The sequence below is a fragment of the Ramlibacter sp. GS1-15 genome (assembly GCF_057785015.1).
Genome location: NZ_JBYNTU010000001.1, coordinates 1,672,411 through 1,688,362, shown reverse-complemented (window position 1 = coordinate 1,688,362; position 15,952 = coordinate 1,672,411). Strand labels below are relative to the sequence as shown.

At 68.0% G+C, this 15,952-nt stretch carries 16 protein-coding genes; 6 read left to right on the top strand and 10 right to left on the bottom strand.

Annotated elements, in window-relative coordinates:
• Window positions 1-12 precede the first annotated feature (12 nt).
• The 4 genes from moaA (at window position 13) to AC3EF3_RS08485 (ending at window position 3,519) form a co-directional block, all read left to right on the top strand.
• Window positions 13-1,128, top strand: a complete 1,116-nt coding sequence (gene moaA, locus AC3EF3_RS08500) for a GTP 3',8-cyclase MoaA (RefSeq protein WP_488531717.1) — start codon at window positions 13-15, stop codon at window positions 1,126-1,128.
• Window positions 1,125-1,736 (top strand): molybdenum cofactor guanylyltransferase MobA, encoded by a 612-nt coding sequence (gene mobA / locus AC3EF3_RS08495; protein ID WP_488531716.1) that lies wholly within the window; start codon window positions 1,125-1,127, stop codon window positions 1,734-1,736. Before moaA ends, mobA begins: the two co-directional genes overlap by 4 nt.
• A 58-nt stretch (window positions 1,737-1,794) precedes the next feature.
• On the top strand, window positions 1,795-3,063 hold the full coding sequence (gene moeA, locus AC3EF3_RS08490) for a molybdopterin molybdotransferase MoeA (protein WP_488531715.1): 1,269 nt from the start codon (window positions 1,795-1,797) through the stop codon (window positions 3,061-3,063).
• Between the two features lie 105 nt (window positions 3,064-3,168).
• On the top strand, window positions 3,169-3,519 hold the full coding sequence (locus AC3EF3_RS08485; protein WP_488531714.1) for a hypothetical protein: 351 nt from the start codon (window positions 3,169-3,171) through the stop codon (window positions 3,517-3,519).
• A gap of 19 nt (window positions 3,520-3,538) precedes the next feature.
• Here AC3EF3_RS08485 and AC3EF3_RS08480 read toward each other — a convergent pair whose 3' ends face one another.
• The 6 genes from AC3EF3_RS08480 to AC3EF3_RS08455 all read right to left on the bottom strand — a co-directional run bounded on the left by AC3EF3_RS08480 (window position 3,539) and on the right by AC3EF3_RS08455 (window position 10,556).
• Entirely contained in the window at window positions 3,539-4,627 is a 1,089-nt protein-coding gene (locus tag AC3EF3_RS08480; protein ID WP_488531713.1) for a WD40/YVTN/BNR-like repeat-containing protein, read from the bottom strand.
• Between the two features lie 15 nt (window positions 4,628-4,642).
• The gene (locus AC3EF3_RS08475) at window positions 4,643-4,912 is read right to left on the bottom strand and encodes a MoaD/ThiS family protein (RefSeq protein ID WP_488531712.1); all 270 of its coding nucleotides are present in this window, start codon (window positions 4,910-4,912) and stop codon (window positions 4,643-4,645) included.
• A 25-nt stretch (window positions 4,913-4,937) separates the two neighbouring features.
• A complete protein-coding gene (locus tag AC3EF3_RS08470; RefSeq protein ID WP_488531711.1) occupies window positions 4,938-8,081 on the bottom strand; it encodes an efflux RND transporter permease subunit in 3,144 nt (1,047 codons plus the stop codon).
• A 1-nt stretch (window position 8,082) separates the two neighbouring features.
• Complete coding sequence (locus AC3EF3_RS08465; RefSeq protein WP_488531710.1) at window positions 8,083-9,210, bottom strand: efflux RND transporter periplasmic adaptor subunit; 1,128 nt, start codon at window positions 9,208-9,210, stop codon at window positions 8,083-8,085.
• Window positions 9,211-9,300: 90 nt separating this feature from the next.
• Window positions 9,301-9,765 carry a ribonuclease HI gene (gene rnhA / locus AC3EF3_RS08460; protein WP_488531709.1) on the bottom strand — a complete coding sequence of 155 codons (465 nt, stop codon included), beginning with the start codon at window positions 9,763-9,765 and terminating at the stop codon, window positions 9,301-9,303.
• Window positions 9,762-10,556: a class I SAM-dependent methyltransferase gene (locus AC3EF3_RS08455; RefSeq protein WP_488531708.1), complete on the bottom strand. Its 795-nt coding sequence runs from the start codon at window positions 10,554-10,556 to the stop codon at window positions 9,762-9,764. The genes rnhA and AC3EF3_RS08455 overlap by 4 nt, the downstream gene beginning before the upstream one ends.
• Between AC3EF3_RS08455 and gloB the strand changes: the two genes are divergently transcribed.
• Window positions 10,555-11,328, top strand: coding sequence for a hydroxyacylglutathione hydrolase (gloB, locus tag AC3EF3_RS08450; RefSeq protein WP_488531707.1), 774 nt, complete (start codon window positions 10,555-10,557; stop codon window positions 11,326-11,328). The genes AC3EF3_RS08455 and gloB overlap by 2 nt on opposite strands.
• On the top strand, window positions 11,325-12,812 hold the full coding sequence (locus AC3EF3_RS08445) for a transglycosylase SLT domain-containing protein (RefSeq protein ID WP_488531706.1): 1,488 nt from the start codon (window positions 11,325-11,327) through the stop codon (window positions 12,810-12,812). Before gloB ends, AC3EF3_RS08445 begins: the two co-directional genes overlap by 4 nt.
• Window positions 12,813-12,816: 4 nt before the next feature.
• On the opposite strand, the gene AC3EF3_RS08440 is transcribed toward AC3EF3_RS08445, so the two are convergent.
• From AC3EF3_RS08440 to AC3EF3_RS08425, 4 genes are all read right to left on the bottom strand, one after another.
• Entirely contained in the window at window positions 12,817-13,638 is an 822-nt protein-coding gene (locus AC3EF3_RS08440) for an ABC transporter permease (protein WP_488531705.1), read from the bottom strand.
• A complete protein-coding gene (locus tag AC3EF3_RS08435) occupies window positions 13,638-14,453 on the bottom strand; it encodes an ABC transporter ATP-binding protein (protein ID WP_488531704.1) in 816 nt (271 codons plus the stop codon). Before AC3EF3_RS08435 ends, AC3EF3_RS08440 begins: the two co-directional genes overlap by 1 nt.
• A gap of 25 nt (window positions 14,454-14,478) precedes the next feature.
• Complete coding sequence (locus AC3EF3_RS08430; RefSeq protein WP_488531703.1) at window positions 14,479-15,525, bottom strand: ABC transporter substrate-binding protein; 1,047 nt, start codon at window positions 15,523-15,525, stop codon at window positions 14,479-14,481.
• 108 nt (window positions 15,526-15,633) lie between these two features.
• Window positions 15,634-15,924 (bottom strand): MAPEG family protein, encoded by a 291-nt coding sequence (locus AC3EF3_RS08425; RefSeq protein ID WP_488533758.1) that lies wholly within the window; start codon window positions 15,922-15,924, stop codon window positions 15,634-15,636.
• Window positions 15,925-15,952 lie beyond the last annotated feature (28 nt).

Below are 15,952 nucleotides of genomic sequence, written 5' to 3'. Positions count from 1 at the left end.
GACAATAGGCACATGGCCGAACGCGTGATCCCCCTGGTGGACCAGCGCATCGCTGCCCGTGCGGCGGCGCTGCCCGAGCGCGCCATCGCGCCGAACGGCCTCTTGTCCGACCAGCTCGGCCGTCCCTTGCGCGACCTGCGCATCAGCGTGACGGACCGCTGCAACTTCCGCTGCAGCTACTGCATGCCCAAGGAAGTCTTCGACAAGGACTACCCGTACCTGCCGCACGCCGCGCTGCTGACATTCGAGGAGATCACGCGGCTCGCCCGCCTGTTCGCGCTGCACGGCGTGCACAAATTGCGCCTCACCGGCGGCGAGCCGCTGCTGCGCAAGAACATCGAGGTCCTCATCGGGCAGCTCTCGCAGCTGCGCACGGTGGATGGCGAGCCGCTGGACCTCACGCTGACCACCAACGGTTCGCTGCTCGCGCGCAAGGCGAAGGCCTTGAAGGCCGCGGGCCTGAATCGTGTCACCGTCAGCCTCGACGGGCTGGACGACACCGTGTTCCGCCGCATGAACGACGTCGATTTCCCGGTGGCCGAAGTGCTCGAGGGGATCGCCGCCGCGCGCGAAGCGGGGCTCGGCCCGATCAAGGTCAACATGGTGGTCAAGCGCGGCACCAACGAGCACGAGATCCTGCCGATGGCGCGCCACTTCAAGGGCACCGGCATGGTGCTGCGCTTCATCGAATACATGGACGTCGGCGCGACGAACGGCTGGCGCATGGACGAAGTCGTGCCCTCGGCCGAAGTGATCGCAATGATCCAGCGCGAGATGCCGCTCGTCCCGATCGAAGCGGCCGCACCGGGCGAGACGGCGCAGCGCTGGGCTTATGCGGACGGCAGCGGGGAGGTCGGCGTGATCAGCAGCGTGACTCAGGCGTTCTGCGGCGACTGCAACCGCGCGCGCCTGTCGACCGAGGGCCAGGTGTACCTGTGCCTCTTCGCGACCCAGGGCCACGACCTGCGCTCGCTGTTGCGCGGCGGTGTCAGCGACGAGCAGATCGCCTCGGCCATCGGCCACATCTGGCAGCAGCGCGAGGACCGCTATTCGCAACTGCGCGCGAGCTTGCCGCCGGACGCACGCGCCGGCCGGCGCCGTGTCGAGATGAGCTACATCGGCGGATGATCGAGCGGAACGACATCACGGGCGTGATCCTCGCCGGCGGCCGCGGCTCGCGCATGGGCGGCGTGGACAAAGGCCTGCAGAATTTCAACGGCATGCCGCTTGCGCTCGCCGCCCTGATGCGCCTCTCGCCGCAGGTCGGGCAGGTGCTGATCAACGCGAACCGCAATCTCGGCGCTTACGAGTCCTTCGGGGTGCCGGTGTGGCCCGACGTGCTGCCCGATTACGCCGGCCCGCTCGCGGGCTTCCTCACCGCGCTGGAACACTGCGAAACGCCGTGGCTGGTCACGGTGCCGTGCGACACGCCTCTCTTCCCTCATGACATGGTCGAGCGGCTCGCGCAAGCGGCGCACGACCAGGACGCGGAGATCGCCATGGCCGCCGCGCGTGAAGATGACGGGCAATTGCGCACGCAGCCCGTGTTCTGCCTCATGCGCCTCGAGCTCCTGGAAAGCCTGGTGGCCTTCACGCACGCCGGCGGGCGCAAGATCGACCAATGGACGGCGCAGCACCGCGTCGCCGTCGTGCCTTTCGATGCGCCCGGCGATTCCCCCCGCGCCTTCGCCAACGCCAACACGCTCGCCGAGCTGCATGAGCTCGAAAAGCCATGAGCCGCACGGCCGCTCCGAAGGCTCATAGCACCGCAGCCCGCAGGGCGGAGGTTACTCAATGCTGAGCCTCGCCGAGATCGCGGCGCAGTTGCAGGGCTACGACCCGAAGGCGCTGAGCGCCGATGCCGTGAACGAATTCCTCGCGCACCTCGTCGAGCCCGTTCGCGAGGTCGAATCCGTTTCGGTCTTCGATGCGCTCGGCCGCGTGCTGGCGCAGGACATCGTCTCGCCGCTTTCGGTCCCGCCGCACGACAACTCGGCGATGGACGGCTTCGCCTTCGACGGCTCGCAGCTCGCCGCCGGCGCCACGCTGTCGCTCGAGGTCGTCGGAACTGCGCTCGCGGGCAAAGCATGGCAAGGCGCCGTGGGGGCGACCCAATGCGTGAAGATCATGACCGGCGCCATCATGCCGGCGGGCCTGGACACCGTCGTGCCCCAGGAGTTCACGCAGGTCGCCGCCGATGGCCGCGTGACCTTTGCCGCCGCAGCCGTGCGGCCCGGCGACAACCGCCGCCTGAAGGGCGAGGACCTGATGCAAGGCCGCCCCGCCCTGCTCGCCGGCACGCGCATCGGACCCGCGGCCTGCGGGCTCGTCGCGAGCCTCGGCATTGCGCAGGTTCCGGTGCGCCGCCGACTGCGCGTCGCGTACTTCTCCACCGGCGACGAGATCCTCAGCCTGGGCGAGCCGCCGCGCGAAGGCGCGGTGTACGACAGCAACCGCTACACCGTGTCCGGCATGCTCACGCGGCTCGGCTGCGAGGTGATCGACTTCGGGGTCGTGCGCGACGACCCGGCGCGGCTGGAGGAAGCTTTCCGTGCAGCCGCGGAAAAGGCCGACGCGATCATCACAAGCGGCGGGGTCAGCGTCGGTGAAGCCGACTTCACGAAGGCGATGATGGCCAAGCTCGGCGACGTCGCGTTCTGGCGCATCGCGATGCGGCCGGGCCGGCCCATGGCGGTGGGACGCATCGGCTCTTCCGTGCTGTTCGGGCTGCCCGGCAATCCGGTCGCGGTGATGGTCACCTTTCTTGCCTTCGTGCGCCCCGCACTGCTGAAGATGATGGGGGCGAACGCGCCGGCCCAGCCGTACCTCAGGGCCCGCAGCCTCGAGCGCATGCGCAAGAAGCCCGGTCGCACCGAATACCAGCGCGGCAGGGTCACCACCTCATCCGAGGGCAAGCCCGAAGTGCGCACGACGGGCAACCAGGGCTCGGGTGTGCTCAGCTCGATGGTGCAGGCCAACGGCCTCATCGTGCTGCATCACGGGCAAGGCACGGTCGAGCCGGGCGACGAGGTCGACGTGCTCATGTTCGAAGGGCCGCTCTAGCGTCAGTCGCGAGAAATCGGTGTCGTCCTACAAACGCGTTCCTGCGCAAATGCGTTGATGAAGAGGGCCGGGATCTCCGGCTCTCATTCACAGGAAACAGGAACCATGAAAAACGTCATCGCCATCGCCGCCGCCCTGTGCCTCGGCCTGAGCGCCTCGGCCTTCGCCCAAAAGGCTCCCAGCACCAGCAGCGCTGCATCCGCGCCTTCCGCCTCGACCACGGCGCCGTCCACCACTGCACCGATGGCCTCGACCGAGTCCAAGGACGACATCAAGGCCATGAAGAAGACGGCCAAGGCCGACTACAAGGCGGCCAAGGACAAGTGCAAGCCCATGAAGGGCGACGAGAAGAAGGCCTGCGAGAAGGACGCCAAGTCCGCCTATGACAAGGCCCAGGCCGACATCAAGCGCGCCGAAGCCGACCAGAAGGCCGCGAAGAAGAGCGCGAAATCCTGAGCGACTTCGGCTGACCCTGCTAGCCCACGCGCACGACCGCGATGGGCGGCAGGTCGCGCGACAGGCATTGCCATGTCGCGCCCGCATCCTCGCTGACCCACAGCCCGCCGGTGGTGGACCCCATCGCCAGCGTGGCGCCGTCGTCGCCCACCGCGAGTGCGTGGCGATACACGAGGTGGTAGGCGTCGTGCGAAGGCAGGCCTGACCCGCATGCCTCGAAGGACGCGCCGCCGTCGCGGGTGCGCGTCGCGACCATCCGGCCGTCCACCGGCATGCGCTGCGCATCCGAATGCGCGGGGACGAACCACGCGGCCTGCGGATCGCGCGGATCCACGGCCACCGCGAAGCCGAAGTCGCTGGGCTGCGGCGTCTTCATGCGCAGCCACTGCATGCCGCCATCGGCGGAACGGTAGATGCCGAAATGGTTCTGCGCCCACAGCACGTCGGGGTTCGCGGCGCATTGCACCAGGCGGTGCACATCCTGGATGTTGCCGTCCTCCTGGCGCTCGGGCGGCATGAAGTCCGCGACCATGCCCTTCGACGAGTTGGCCCAGGTCTCGCCGCCATCGCGCGTCTGCCACACGCCGCCGCAGGAGATCGCGATCGTCAGGTGACGGGGATCGCGCGGATCGATCGCGATCGAGTGGATGCCGGCATGGTCGTAGCCGCCGCCCATCCATTCGCGCCGCTCGGGCCGCAGCCACAGGCTCTCGACCAGTTGCCAGCTCGCGCCGCCGTCGCCGGACTTGAACAGGCCCGCCGGCAGGCAACCGGCCCACAAGGTGCCCGGCCCCGCTTCCAGTCCCCACACCATGTCCACGGTCCACGGCGTCGCGTCGTCCTTCCATTCGCCTTCCGCGGGCTTGGGCGGGAACGCCGGCGCGGCGATTTCCTTCCATTCGCCCTCGCCGTTTTCGCTCTTCGAGAGCTTCACGCCGAAATGGCCCAGGCGCAGCGCCGCGTAGCACGCGCCGGTGTGCGGATCGCGCAGGAACTGCGACACGGGCTCACCCGGAAAGCGCGGCGCCCCGAGCTTCCAGCCGGCAGCCGTGCGCCTGGCGGCGAACAGGCCCTTGCGCGTACCCACCCAGATCGTCGATGTACCCATGGCTCACCCTCCAGGCTAACCGCCCGTCAGCGCCTGGATCACCATCACCTTGTCGGTGCCCGCGAGCGGGACGTCGAGGTTCACGCGGTCGGCGACCAGGCGCGCGTTGACGAAAACCGCCACATGCTTGCGTACCGCGCCCTGCTCGTCAAGGACGTAGTGACGCATCGCCGGCGCGGCGTCGAATGCATGGCTGAGTGCCTCGCGCAGCGTGCGCGCTTCCACGTCCTGGGGCGGGCACGGAACGTGGCGCGTGAGCGCGGGAGCGAACTCGACGTACGGCATCGGCGCGATTATTGCGCCGGCAGCTTCATTTGGCGACCAGCTCGTCGCCGTGCGAGGCGTGCGGATCGAAGCGCACGGCCGCCTTGTTGGCGCCGGGCACTTCCTTGCGCGCGAACAGCAGGTACATGGTCGGCACCACGAAGATCGTGAGCAGCGTGCCCAGCGACATGCCGCCGACGATGACCCAGCCGATCTGGATCCGGCTCTCGGCGCCCGCGCCGGTCGCGGTCGCCAGCGGGACGGCCCCCAGCACCATCGCACCCGTGGTCATCAGGATGGGGCGCAAGCGCTGCGACGCGGCCTTCACCACCGCATCGACCGTGTCCATCCCCTGCTCGCGCAGCTGGTTCGCGAATTCCACGATCAGGATGCCGTGCTTGGTGATCAGGCCCACCAGCGTGATCAGGCCGATCTGCGAATAGACGTTGAGCGAGCCGCCCGTCACCTTCAGCGCGGTCAGCGCACCGATCATAGACAGCGGCACCGACAGCATGATCACGAACGGATCGACGAAGCTTTCGAACTGCGCGGCCAGCACCAGGAAGATGAACAGCAAGGCCAGCACGAACACGATGGCGAGTGCGCCCTGCGAGTTGCGGAACTCGCGCGAGGTGCCGTTCAGGTCCGTCGTGTAGCCGGGCTTGAGCACACGGGCCGCGGTTTCGTCCACGAACTTCAAGGCCTGGCCCAGCGAGTAGTCCGGCGCGAGGTTCGCCGTGATGGAGGCCGAGCGGCGCTGGCCGAAGTGGTTCAGCTCGCGCGGGCTCACGCTTTCGCGCACCTTCACCAGCGACGACAGCGGAATCATCGTGTCGTTGCGGCCGCGCACGTACAGGCTGTCGATGTCCTCCGGCGTCGTGCGGCCGCTCGCTCGGTTCTGGATGATCACGTCGTACTGCTCGGCGTCGCGCTTGTAGCGAGTCACCTGCCGGCCGCCCAGCGCCGTCTCCAGCGCACGCGCGACCACGTCGACGCCCACGCCCACGTCCGCCGCCTTCGCGCGGTCGACGTCGATGCGCAGCTGCGGCTTGTTCAGCCGCAGGTCCACGTCCACGCCCTGGATGCCGGGGTTCTTCGAGATTTCGGCGACCAGCTCCTGCGTGACCCGGCTGAGGTTCTCGTAGCTGTCGGAGGTCTGGATGACGTAATTCAGCGGCCGGTCGCGAAAGCCCTGGCCGAGCGATGGCGGCGTGATCACGAAGGCGTTCACACCGGGCAGCGAGTTCACCTTGGGCGCGATCTCGCGCGCCATCTCGAGCGTGCTGCGGTGGCGCTTCTCCCATTCGATGGTGCGGTAGATCACGCTCGCCTGCGACACCGTCGGGTTGCCCAGGCTGACGAAGATGCGGTCGAACTCGGGGTATTGCTGCCCCATCTTCTCGAGCTCGCGCGCGTACCGGTCGGTGTAGTCGAGCGTCGCGCCGTCCGGGGCGTTGATGTTCGCGAGGATGGTGCCACGATCCTCCAGCGGCGAGAGCTCGGACTTCATCGTCGGCCAGATCGCGGCGATGGCGATCGCGCACACGGCCATCACGCCGAGGACGAGCCAGCGCGCCTGCAGCAGCCGTGCGCGCAGCTGGCCCGGCTGCGCCGGCGCACGAGCGAGCAGCACCCAGCGCAGCGCCCGTGCATAGCGCGTGGACAAGGCCGTGAGCCATTTCTCCATGTGCGCGTCGAACCAGGTCGGGTTCGGGTTGTGGCGCAGGAGCTTGGAGCTCATCATGGGCGTGAGCGTCAGCGCGACGAAACCCGACACCAGCACCGACCCGGCGAGCGCGAGCGCGAATTCCACGAACAGGCGTCCGGTGCGCCCCGGCGTGAAAGCGAGCGGCGCATACACCGCCACCAGCGTGAGCGTCATCGAGACGACCGCGAAGCCGATCTCGCGTGCGCCGGTCACCGCCGCCGAGAACGGGTCCAGCCCCTCCTCGATATGGCGGAAGATGTTCTCCAGCATCACGATCGCATCGTCGACCACCAGGCCGATCGCCAGCACCAGCGCGAGCAGCGTCAGCGTGTTGATGGAGAACCCGAAGAGGGCCATCATCCCGAAGGCCCCGATGAGGCTGACGGGAATAGTCACGATCGGGATGATCGAGGCGCGCACCGTGCGCAGGAAGACGAAGATCACCAGCGCCACCAGCAGGATCGCCTCGGCGATGGTGTGGTACACGTTCTGCACGGAACGGTCGATGAACAGCGAGTTGTCGTTCGCGACGTCGATGTTGATGTCGGGCGGCAGGTCCTGCTTGAGCTTCGGGATCATGTCCCGCACGCCCTGCGACACCGTGAGCGGGTTCGCCGTCGCCTGCCGGATGACACCCGTGCCGATGGCCGAGCGGCCGTTCAGCCGCACGCCGCTGCGCTCGTCGGCCGGGGCCTCCTCGACGCGCGCGATGTCGCGCATCTTCACCGGGAAGCCGTTCACCGTCCTGATCACGATGTCTGCGAACTGCGAGGGCCGCACCAGGTCCGTCTGCGAGGTGACGCCGAATTCGCGCTGCTGCGACTCGATGCGTCCGGCCGGGATCTCGAGGTTGTTGCGGCGCACGGCATCTTCCACGTCCTGCGTCGTGAGGCGATAGCCCGCCAGCTTGTCCGGGTCGAGCCACACGCGCATCGCGTACTTGCGCTCGCCGAAGATGCGCACGTCGGCCACGCCGGTGATCGTCTGCAGCCGCGGCTTGACGATGCGGTTGACGAGGTCGTTGATCTGCAGCGGCGTGAGCGTGTCGCTCGTGTAGGCGAGCCACAGGATCGGGAACGCGTCGGCCTCGACCTTGGCGATCACCGGCTCGTCGATCGTGTCGGGCAGCTTGTTGCGAACGCGGGCCGTGCGGTCGCGCACCTCCGCGGCGGCCGCGTCGGCGTCCTTCTCGAGCCGGAAGCGCACCGAGATCTGGCTTTGCTCCTCGCGGCTGATGGACGTGATGACATCCACCGCGTCGATGCCGGCGATCGAATCCTCCAGCGGCTTGCTCACTTGCGATTCGACCACCTCGGCCGACGCGCCGGGATAGCGCACCGACACGGTCACCACCGGCTCGTCGATCTTCGGGTACTCGCGTACCGACAGGCGCGTGAAGCTCACCGCGCCGATCAACAGGACCAGCAGCGACAGCACCGTCGCGAAGACGGGCCGCCGGATGGATATCTCGGGCAGTTGCATGTCAGCTCCGACGCGCGAGCTCGACCACCCGCACGGCCGTGCCGTCCTTCGGGATGCGCTGCTGGCCGGCCGTCACGACCATGTCGCCGGGACGCAGGCCCTCGGTCACTTCCACCCGGCCGGGACTGCGCAGGCCGACCTTCACCTCGACGCGCTGCGCGATCTTGGTGTCCTGGTCCGGCCCGTCCACCAGGCGATACACGTACTGCTTGCCCGCGAGCGGGACGATCGCTTCCTCGGGGATGACGCTCGCGTTGTCGCGCGCGCCGAACAAGGCCGTCACGCGCGCGAACATGCCGGGGCGCAGCTGCAGCTGCCGGTTGTCGATGAGGCCGCGGATGGCGAGCGAGCGGCCGTTGGCATCCACCGCCGGATCGATGGCCTGCACGGTGGCGGTGAATTTCCGTCCCGGCACCGAATCGACCTCCACCAGCGCCTGCTGGCCGCGCTGCACCTTGCCCTGGTAGCGCTCGGGCAGGCGGAAGTCGACGAAGATCGCATCGATGTCCTCTATGTTGACGATGTCGGCGCCATCCTTGAGGTAGTCGCCGACGCTGATTGCACGGATGCCCGCGATGCCGTCGAACGGCGCCACGATGCGCATGCGCGCGGCGGTGGCCTGCGCCAGCGCGAGTTTCGCTTCGGCCACCTTGAGGTTGGCCGCGCTTTCGTCCACCGAACGCTGGCTGATGAAGTTCTGGGCGACCAGTTCCTGGTTTCGCTTGTGGTTGGCGCGCGCGATCGAGAGCTCGGCCTGCGCCTGCTGCACCTGGGCCTGCGCGAGCTGGTCATCCAGTTGCACCAGCACCTGCCCGCGCCGCACCCGGTCGCCGTCGCGGAAGTTGATGCGCGTGACGCGCCCGCTCACCTCGGGGCGCAGCACCACGCTCTGGCGCGATTTCAGGTTGCCGACGGACTGGGCGTCATCCGTGATGCGCACCTGCTCCACGCGCGCGGTTTCGACCGCCGGGGCCTTGGCCGGTCCGTTGCCGTTGCCGGCCCGGGCGGTGACGCCGGCCTCCGCCGGTTCATGCGCGCCCGAAGGCCGGTGTTGCAACCACCAGGCGGCGGCCGATGCGATGGCGATGCCGACGACGGCGACAACGGGATAGATGGCTTTGGGCGGCATGGACAAGCAGCATGCTAACCCGACATTGTCGCGCTGGCGGGCCTTCGCCCGCGGGCGCGCGGACGGGCAACGCTGCGTTTTACCGGCGCTTTACATTGCCGGCGGCGGCCTGCGGCCCATCGCGACTTCGACGCCCATGTTGGCCAGCTCGTCGGCGCGCTCGTTGCCGGGATTGCCGTTGTGCCCCCGAACCCAGCGCCAGTCGATCACGTGGCCCTTGTGCGTGACGAGGTCGTCGAGCTGCTGCCACAGCTCGACGTTCTTCACCGGCTTCTTGTCGGCCGTGCGCCAGCCCTTGGCCTTCCAGCCCGGCAGCCACTCGGTCATGCCCTTGAGCACGTAGAGGCTGTCCAGGTGCAGCGTGACGGCGCAGGCGCGCTTGAGTGCCTGCAGCGCCTGGATCACGGCCATCAGCTCCATGCGGTTGTTGGTGGTCTCGCGCTCGCCGCCGTACAGCTCCTTCACCGTGGTGCCCGACTGCAGCACCACACCCCATCCGCCCGGCCCGGGGTTGCCCTTGCAGGCACCGTCCGTATAAATCACGACTTCGTTCACGAGACTTCTTCTTCCACTTCCATGTAGGTGGGCTGCCGCCCGCGGTTGGCCAGCGGCACCGGTGCGGTGGCGATCGCCGGTTTGCTGCGCCAGGCCTTGCCGATCAACTTGATGCCGCGCACGCGCTTGACGGCGACCATGAAATACACGGCCCCGAAGATCGGCCACCAGCGCTCGCCCGCGTGGTCCATCCAGTCGAAGCGCTCGAGCCAGCGGTCGGTGCGGAACGACGGGCGCCAGCAGCCGAAGTGGCTCGCCTCCACTTCGAAACTCAGGAGGCGCAGCCAGTCGCGCAGGCGCCAGTAGCCGATGAAATCGCCCTCGGACGGCAGGAACAGCTCGCCGAAACCGAGCTTGCGATAGACATGGGCGCGCCGCTGGCGCAGGCCCCACAGGCTTGCCGGGTTCAGGCCGCAGATCACGACCTTGCCCTCGGGCACCAGCACGCGCTCGACCTCGCGCAGCGTCGCGTGCGGGTCGATGTTGAGTTCCAGGGCGTGCGGCAGCACCACCAGGTCCAGGCTGTTCTCCTCGAAAGGCAGCGCCGCGAAATCGGTGATGAGGGCGGGCTTCACGGCCGATCCCTCGCGCGGAGGCTCCTGCAGGGCAAGCCAGCGGTGCGGCATGCGGTTGGCCTGCAGCGCGTCGATCTCCGGCAGCCCGAGCTGGATCGCGTGGAAGCCGAAGATGTCGGCGACGGCGCGGTCGAACTCCGCCTTCTCCCAGGCCACCAGGTAGCGGCCGGGCGGGGTCTCGAACCACTCGTGCATTCCTATAATCGCGTCACTCATGAAGTTGATCCCGCTGCCGGCGTTCCAGGACAATTACCTGTGGTTCTTGCACGACGGGCACCGAGCCCTCGTGGTGGACCCGGGCGATGCGCAACCCGTCATGGCCTCGCTGCAGCGTGAAGGCCTGAAGCTGGAGGCCATTCTAGTCACGCACCACCATCCGGATCACATCGGCGGCCTCGACGCGCTGCGCGATGCGACCGGGGCGCAGGTCTATGGTCCCGCGCGCGAACGCATCCCCGGGCCGCTCACGCGCCTCGCGGAAGGCGACCGCATCACGGCCCTCGGCCTGCAGTTCCGGGTACTGGACGTCCCGGGGCACACCGCCGGACACATCGCCTACTACTGCGACAACGTCGACGGCGCGCCCCTGCTCTTTTGCGGCGACACGCTGTTCTCCGCCGGCTGCGGGCGCCTGTTCGAGGGCACGCCGCAGCAGATGGCCGATTCGCTGGACAAGCTGGCAGCGCTCCCCGGGGAAACCCGCGTTTGCTGCACACATGAATACACATTGAGCAACCTGAAATTCGCATTGGGCGTGGAACCGGGTAATCTCGAGCTGATCCATTACGCGAAGCGCTGCGAAGACCTGCGCTCGCGCGATCTGCCGACCTTGCCTTCGACCATCGGGCAGGAACGGCAGGTCAACCCGTTCCTGCGCACGCGCGTCCCCGCTGTCGTGCAGGCCGCCCGGGGGCACGATGCCTCCACCCCGCCGGACCCCGTGGCCGTGTTCGCCACCCTCCGGCAATGGAAAAACGAATTCAGATGAAGCTCTCGCTCCTGGCCGCCTCCATCTTCGCGTTGACCCTCGCGGGCTGCGCCACCACCGGCAACCAGCAGGACTCCGCACCCGCCAGCACCGTCCAGCCGTCCACGAGTTCCACCGCGGCGCCCCTGCCCGCGGGCCCGTCCGTCATCCCCGGCGGCGACCTGAAGCCGATCACGCGGGTGGAAACGACGCAGGCGCGCAGCGTCACGCTGCTGCTGCCGCCCACCGACCTGTGGGAGCGCATCCGCCGGGGCTTCCGCATGCCCGACCTGCAAAGCAGCCTCGTGCGCCAGCAGGAGCAGTGGTACCTCGGCCGCCCCGATTACATCCAGCGCATGACCGAGCGCTCGCGCAAGTACCTGTTCCACATCGTCGAGGAACTCGAGCGCCGCGACATGCCGACGGAGCTCGCGCTGCTGCCCTTCATCGAGAGCGCATTCAACCCGCAGGCCGTCTCGAGCGCCCGTGCGGCCGGCATGTGGCAGTTCATGCCCGCCACCGGCCAGGTGTTCGACCTGAAGCAGAACGTCTTCCGCGACGACCGGCGCGACGTGCTCGCGTCCACCCGTGCCGCGCTCGACTACATGCAGAAGCTGTACGGCATGTTCGGCGACTGGCACCTGGCCCTGGCCGCGTACAACTGGGGCGAAGGCAGCGTGCAGCGCGCCATCGCGCGCAACCAGAAGATGGGCCTGCCCACGACCTATGCCGACCTGAGCATGCCCAACGAGACGCGCAACTACGTCCCCAAGCTGCAGGCCATCAAGAACATCATCAGCAACCCCGAGGCCTACAACGCCGACCTGCCTGAAATCGGCAACCACCCGTACTTCCAGAGCGTGGAAGTCACGCGCGACATCGACGTGCAGCTGGCCGCCCGGCTTGCCGACATTTCGCTGGAAGACTTCAAGGCGCTGAACCCGTCGATGAACCGGCCCGTGATCCTGGCGGCCGGCACGCCGGAGATCCTGCTGCCCTGGGACAACGCGACGATCTTCCGCCGCAACTTCGAGGCCTACACCGCGGGCCAGTATGCGAGCTGGACGGCGTGGAAGGTGCCCTCGAACATGAGCGCGGCCGAGGCCGCCAAGCGCACCGGCATGAGCGAGACGGACCTGCGTGCCGTCAACACCATCCCGCCGCGCATGCTGATCAAGGCCGGCTCGGTGCTGATCGTGCCGCGCTCCGCGAAGATGCAGGCCGACGTCGACGACGAGATCGCCGACAACGCGCAGCTGAAGCTCCAGCCCGAGGCCGTGACGCGCCGGATGATGATCAAGGCCGGCAAGAAGGACACCGTGGCCAGCATCGCGCGCCGCTACAAGGTGAACCCGAAGCAACTGGCCGACTGGAACGACATCGCACCCACTGCCGCGTTCAAGGCCGGCCAGCAGGTCGTGGTCTACGTGCCGGTCAAGACCGGCGTGCGCAAGTCGCACGGCAAAGGCAAGGCAAGCGCGAAGAAGACGGCGCACAAGCGCTAGGCCGTCACATCTGCTCCGTTTCGCTCTGGCGCGGCTGCCACTTCATCAGCCGCCGCTCGATGCCGCCCACCAGGCCATCGAGCAGGAGGGCGAAGGCGGTGAGCACCACGATGCCGGCGAACACCGTGTTCACGTCGAACGTGCCCTCGGCCTGCAGGATCAGGTAGCCGACGCCGCGCGCGGAGCCGAGGTATTCGCCGACCACCGCACCGACGAACGCGAGGCCGACCGAGTTGTGCAGGCTGGCGAAGACCCAGCTCGTGGCGCTGGGCAGGTACACCGTGCGCAGCAACTGCTTGTGGTTCGCCCCCAGCATGCGCGCATTGGCCAGCACGACCGGGCTGACCTCGCGCACGCCCTGGTACACGTTGAAGAAGACGATGAAGAACACCAGCGTGACGGCCAGCGCCACCTTGCTCCAGATGCCCAGCCCGAACCAGAGCGCGAAGATCGGCGCGAGGATCACGCGCGGCATCGAGTTGAGCGCCTTGATGTAGGGATCGAAGATCGCGCTGGCCATCGGCGCGAGTGCGAGCCACAAGCCGAACCCCAGCCCGAGCACGGTGCCGATCGCGAAGGCCAGCACGGTCTCCAGCAGCGTCACGCCCAGGTGCTGGTAGATGTCCGCATGCCCGGCCAGTCCTTCCGGGAAGAGCGAATTGGGCGCGACGTCCACCGGCAGGAACCACGACCAGATCCGGCCCGCCACCTTGACCGGTTCGCCCAGGAAGAAGGCGGTCTGCTCGTTGCGCGAGACGAGGTGCCACGCGACGAGCAGCACGAAAAACACGGCGATCTGCCAGGCGCGCAGGTTGCTCGCCTTCATCAGGCCGCCTTCCTCAACTGCTGCGCGTAGCCCTTGAGGACCTCGTCGCGCAGCACGCCCCAGATCTGCGAGTGCAGCTCGACGAAGCGCGGATCCGAGCGCACCTCGGCGACGTCGCGCGGACGCGGCAGGTCGATCGTGAATTCGCCGATCGGGTGGGTCGCCGGGCCCGCCGAGAGCACCACCACCCGGTCGCTCATGGCAATGGCCTCGTCGAGGTCGTGCGTGATGAAGAGCACCGCCTTCTTCTTCGCCGCCCAGAGGTCGAGCACCTCGTTTTCCATCAGCTGGCGCGTCTGGATGTCCAGTGCCGAGAACGGCTCGTCCATCAGGATGATGTCCGGGTCCAGCGCCAGCGTCTGCGCGAGCGAGGTGCGCTTGCGCATGCCGCCCGAAAGCTGGTGCGGGTAGCGGTCCGCGAACTCGCGCAGGCCCACGCGTTCGAGCCAGCCGAGCGCCTGCGCGCGCGCTTCACCCGCAGCCACCCCGCGGTATTGCAGGCCGACCATCACGTTGTCGAGCGCGCTGCGCCAGGGCATCAGCGCCTCGGACTGGAACATGTAGCCCGCGCGGCGGTTGATGCCGGCCAGCGGCTCGCCGAAGGCGCGCACTTCGCCGGCCGACGGCGCGAGCAGCCCGGCGGCGATGTTCAGGAGCGTGGACTTGCCGCAGCCCGTGGGCCCGACGACCGAGACGAACTCGCCCGCTCCGACCCGCATCGTGGTGTTCGCGACGGCGGTGTAGCGCTCCGCGCCCGCTTCCCGCGAGCGGAAGGTCACGGTGATGTCGCGGAACTCGAGGGCGAATGACGTCATGGCCGGCGCAGCGGCCGTCATTCTGTCATGCCTTGAACTTGTCCTTGGCGCGCCGCGCGAACTCGTTCGTCCAGGTCTTCGCCAGGTCGATCTTGTCGGGATGCACTTCGGGCTCGAAGCTCGAAAGCGCGCGCAGCGCCGTGCGCGGGCCGTCCTCGGGCATCACGCCGTCCAGCGCGATCGCCTCGCGCACCTTGTTGAAGGACGCGAGGTACAGCGCGCGGTCGCCGAGCAGGTAACTCTCGGGCACGGTCTTGATGATGTCGCTGGGCCCGGCGGTCTGCAGCCACTTCAGGCCCCGCACCACGGCGTTGGCCAGGGCCTGGCAGGTGTTGGGGTTGGCCTTGATGAAATCCAGTCGCGTGTAGAAGCACGCGGCCGGCATCGGCCCGCCGAACACGTCTTGCGTGCCCTTGAGCGTGCGCGTGTCGCTGATGATCTTCACCTCGCCCTTTTGCTCGAGCATGGTCATGATCGGGTCGGTGTTCGAGATCGCGTCGATCTGGCCGGCGCGCATCGCGGCGATCGCGCCGGAAGACGTGCCCACGCCGACGTAGCTCACTTCATTGCCCTTCACGCCCGCGCGCGACAGCAGCAGGTTGGCCACCATGTTGGTGGACGAGCCCGGCGCCGACACGCCGATCTTCTTGCCGCGCAGGTCCGTCGGCGTGCGATAGCCGGGCATGGTCTTGGTCGAGACGCCCATCGAGATCTGCGGTGCGCGACCCATCAGGACGAATTCCTGGATGAACTGGTTGCGCGCCTGCATGTTGATGGTGTGTTCGTACGCGCCGTTCACGACGTCGGCCGAGCCGCCCATCAGCGCCTGCAGTGCCTTCGCGCCGCCCGCGAAATCGGAGATCTCGACGTCCAGGCCCTCGGCCTTGAAATAGCCGAGCTGCTCGGAGATGGTGAGCGGCAGGTAGTAGAACGCGGACTTGCCGCCCACCGCGAGGGCGAGCCTGGATTTTTCCAGGCGCGGTTGCGCGCGCAGCGCCGGTGCGGCAACGGCGGCCGCGGCAACTGCAGCCCCGGCGGCGAACGTGCGCCGCGTGATCATGTTTTCTTGCATGGCGGATGACCCCTGACGTGTGTTGCCGAGCGTACTCAGCACCCGTGAAAACCGCATCGGGAACATCCCCTGCGGGTTTCCACGTAACGGCGACGCGTCAAGAAAACGTCAGCGATATCCCGCGAAGAAGATGCCCACGTTGACGAGCAGTGCCAGCGCCCAGATGCCCGAGCGCACCGCGGGCAGCCCGGCCACGTCCATGGCGATGTAGATGATCCGCAGCGTGACGAAGATGACCGCGAGGATGTCGACCACGCCCTGCGCGGCGCCCAGTTGATGGGCGATGATCACCGCGCCGATGAAGAACGGCAGCGCCTCGAAGCTGTTGGCCTGTGCCGCGTTGGCCCGTGCCCTCAAGTCGTCCTGCTTCGCCAGGAACACGCATGCGAAAGGCAGCATCGCGGCAGCGAACACACACCAGTAAGCA

Coding starts and splice junctions, on each gene's coding strand:
- moaA (WP_488531717.1), top strand. CDS start 13: ATGGCCGAACGCGTGATCCCCCTGGTGGACCAGCGCATCGCTGCCCGT.
- mobA (WP_488531716.1), top strand. CDS start 1,125: ATGATCGAGCGGAACGACATCACGGGCGTGATCCTCGCCGGCGGCCGC.
- moeA (WP_488531715.1), top strand. CDS start 1,795: ATGCTGAGCCTCGCCGAGATCGCGGCGCAGTTGCAGGGCTACGACCCG.
- AC3EF3_RS08485 (WP_488531714.1), top strand. CDS start 3,169: ATGAAAAACGTCATCGCCATCGCCGCCGCCCTGTGCCTCGGCCTGAGC.
- AC3EF3_RS08480 (WP_488531713.1), bottom strand. CDS start 4,627: ATGGGTACATCGACGATCTGGGTGGGTACGCGCAAGGGCCTGTTCGCC.
- AC3EF3_RS08475 (WP_488531712.1), bottom strand. CDS start 4,912: ATGCCGTACGTCGAGTTCGCTCCCGCGCTCACGCGCCACGTTCCGTGC.
- AC3EF3_RS08470 (WP_488531711.1), bottom strand. CDS start 8,081: ATGCAACTGCCCGAGATATCCATCCGGCGGCCCGTCTTCGCGACGGTG.
- AC3EF3_RS08465 (WP_488531710.1), bottom strand. CDS start 9,210: ATGCCGCCCAAAGCCATCTATCCCGTTGTCGCCGTCGTCGGCATCGCC.
- gloB (WP_488531707.1), top strand. CDS start 10,555: ATGAAGTTGATCCCGCTGCCGGCGTTCCAGGACAATTACCTGTGGTTC.
- AC3EF3_RS08455 (WP_488531708.1), bottom strand. CDS start 10,556: ATGAGTGACGCGATTATAGGAATGCACGAGTGGTTCGAGACCCCGCCC.
- AC3EF3_RS08445 (WP_488531706.1), top strand. CDS start 11,325: ATGAAGCTCTCGCTCCTGGCCGCCTCCATCTTCGCGTTGACCCTCGCG.
- AC3EF3_RS08440 (WP_488531705.1), bottom strand. CDS start 13,638: ATGAAGGCGAGCAACCTGCGCGCCTGGCAGATCGCCGTGTTTTTCGTG.
- AC3EF3_RS08435 (WP_488531704.1), bottom strand. CDS start 14,453: ATGACGTCATTCGCCCTCGAGTTCCGCGACATCACCGTGACCTTCCGC.
- AC3EF3_RS08430 (WP_488531703.1), bottom strand. CDS start 15,525: ATGCAAGAAAACATGATCACGCGGCGCACGTTCGCCGCCGGGGCTGCA.
- AC3EF3_RS08425 (WP_488533758.1), bottom strand. CDS start 15,924: ATGCTGCCTTTCGCATGCGTGTTCCTGGCGAAGCAGGACGACTTGAGG.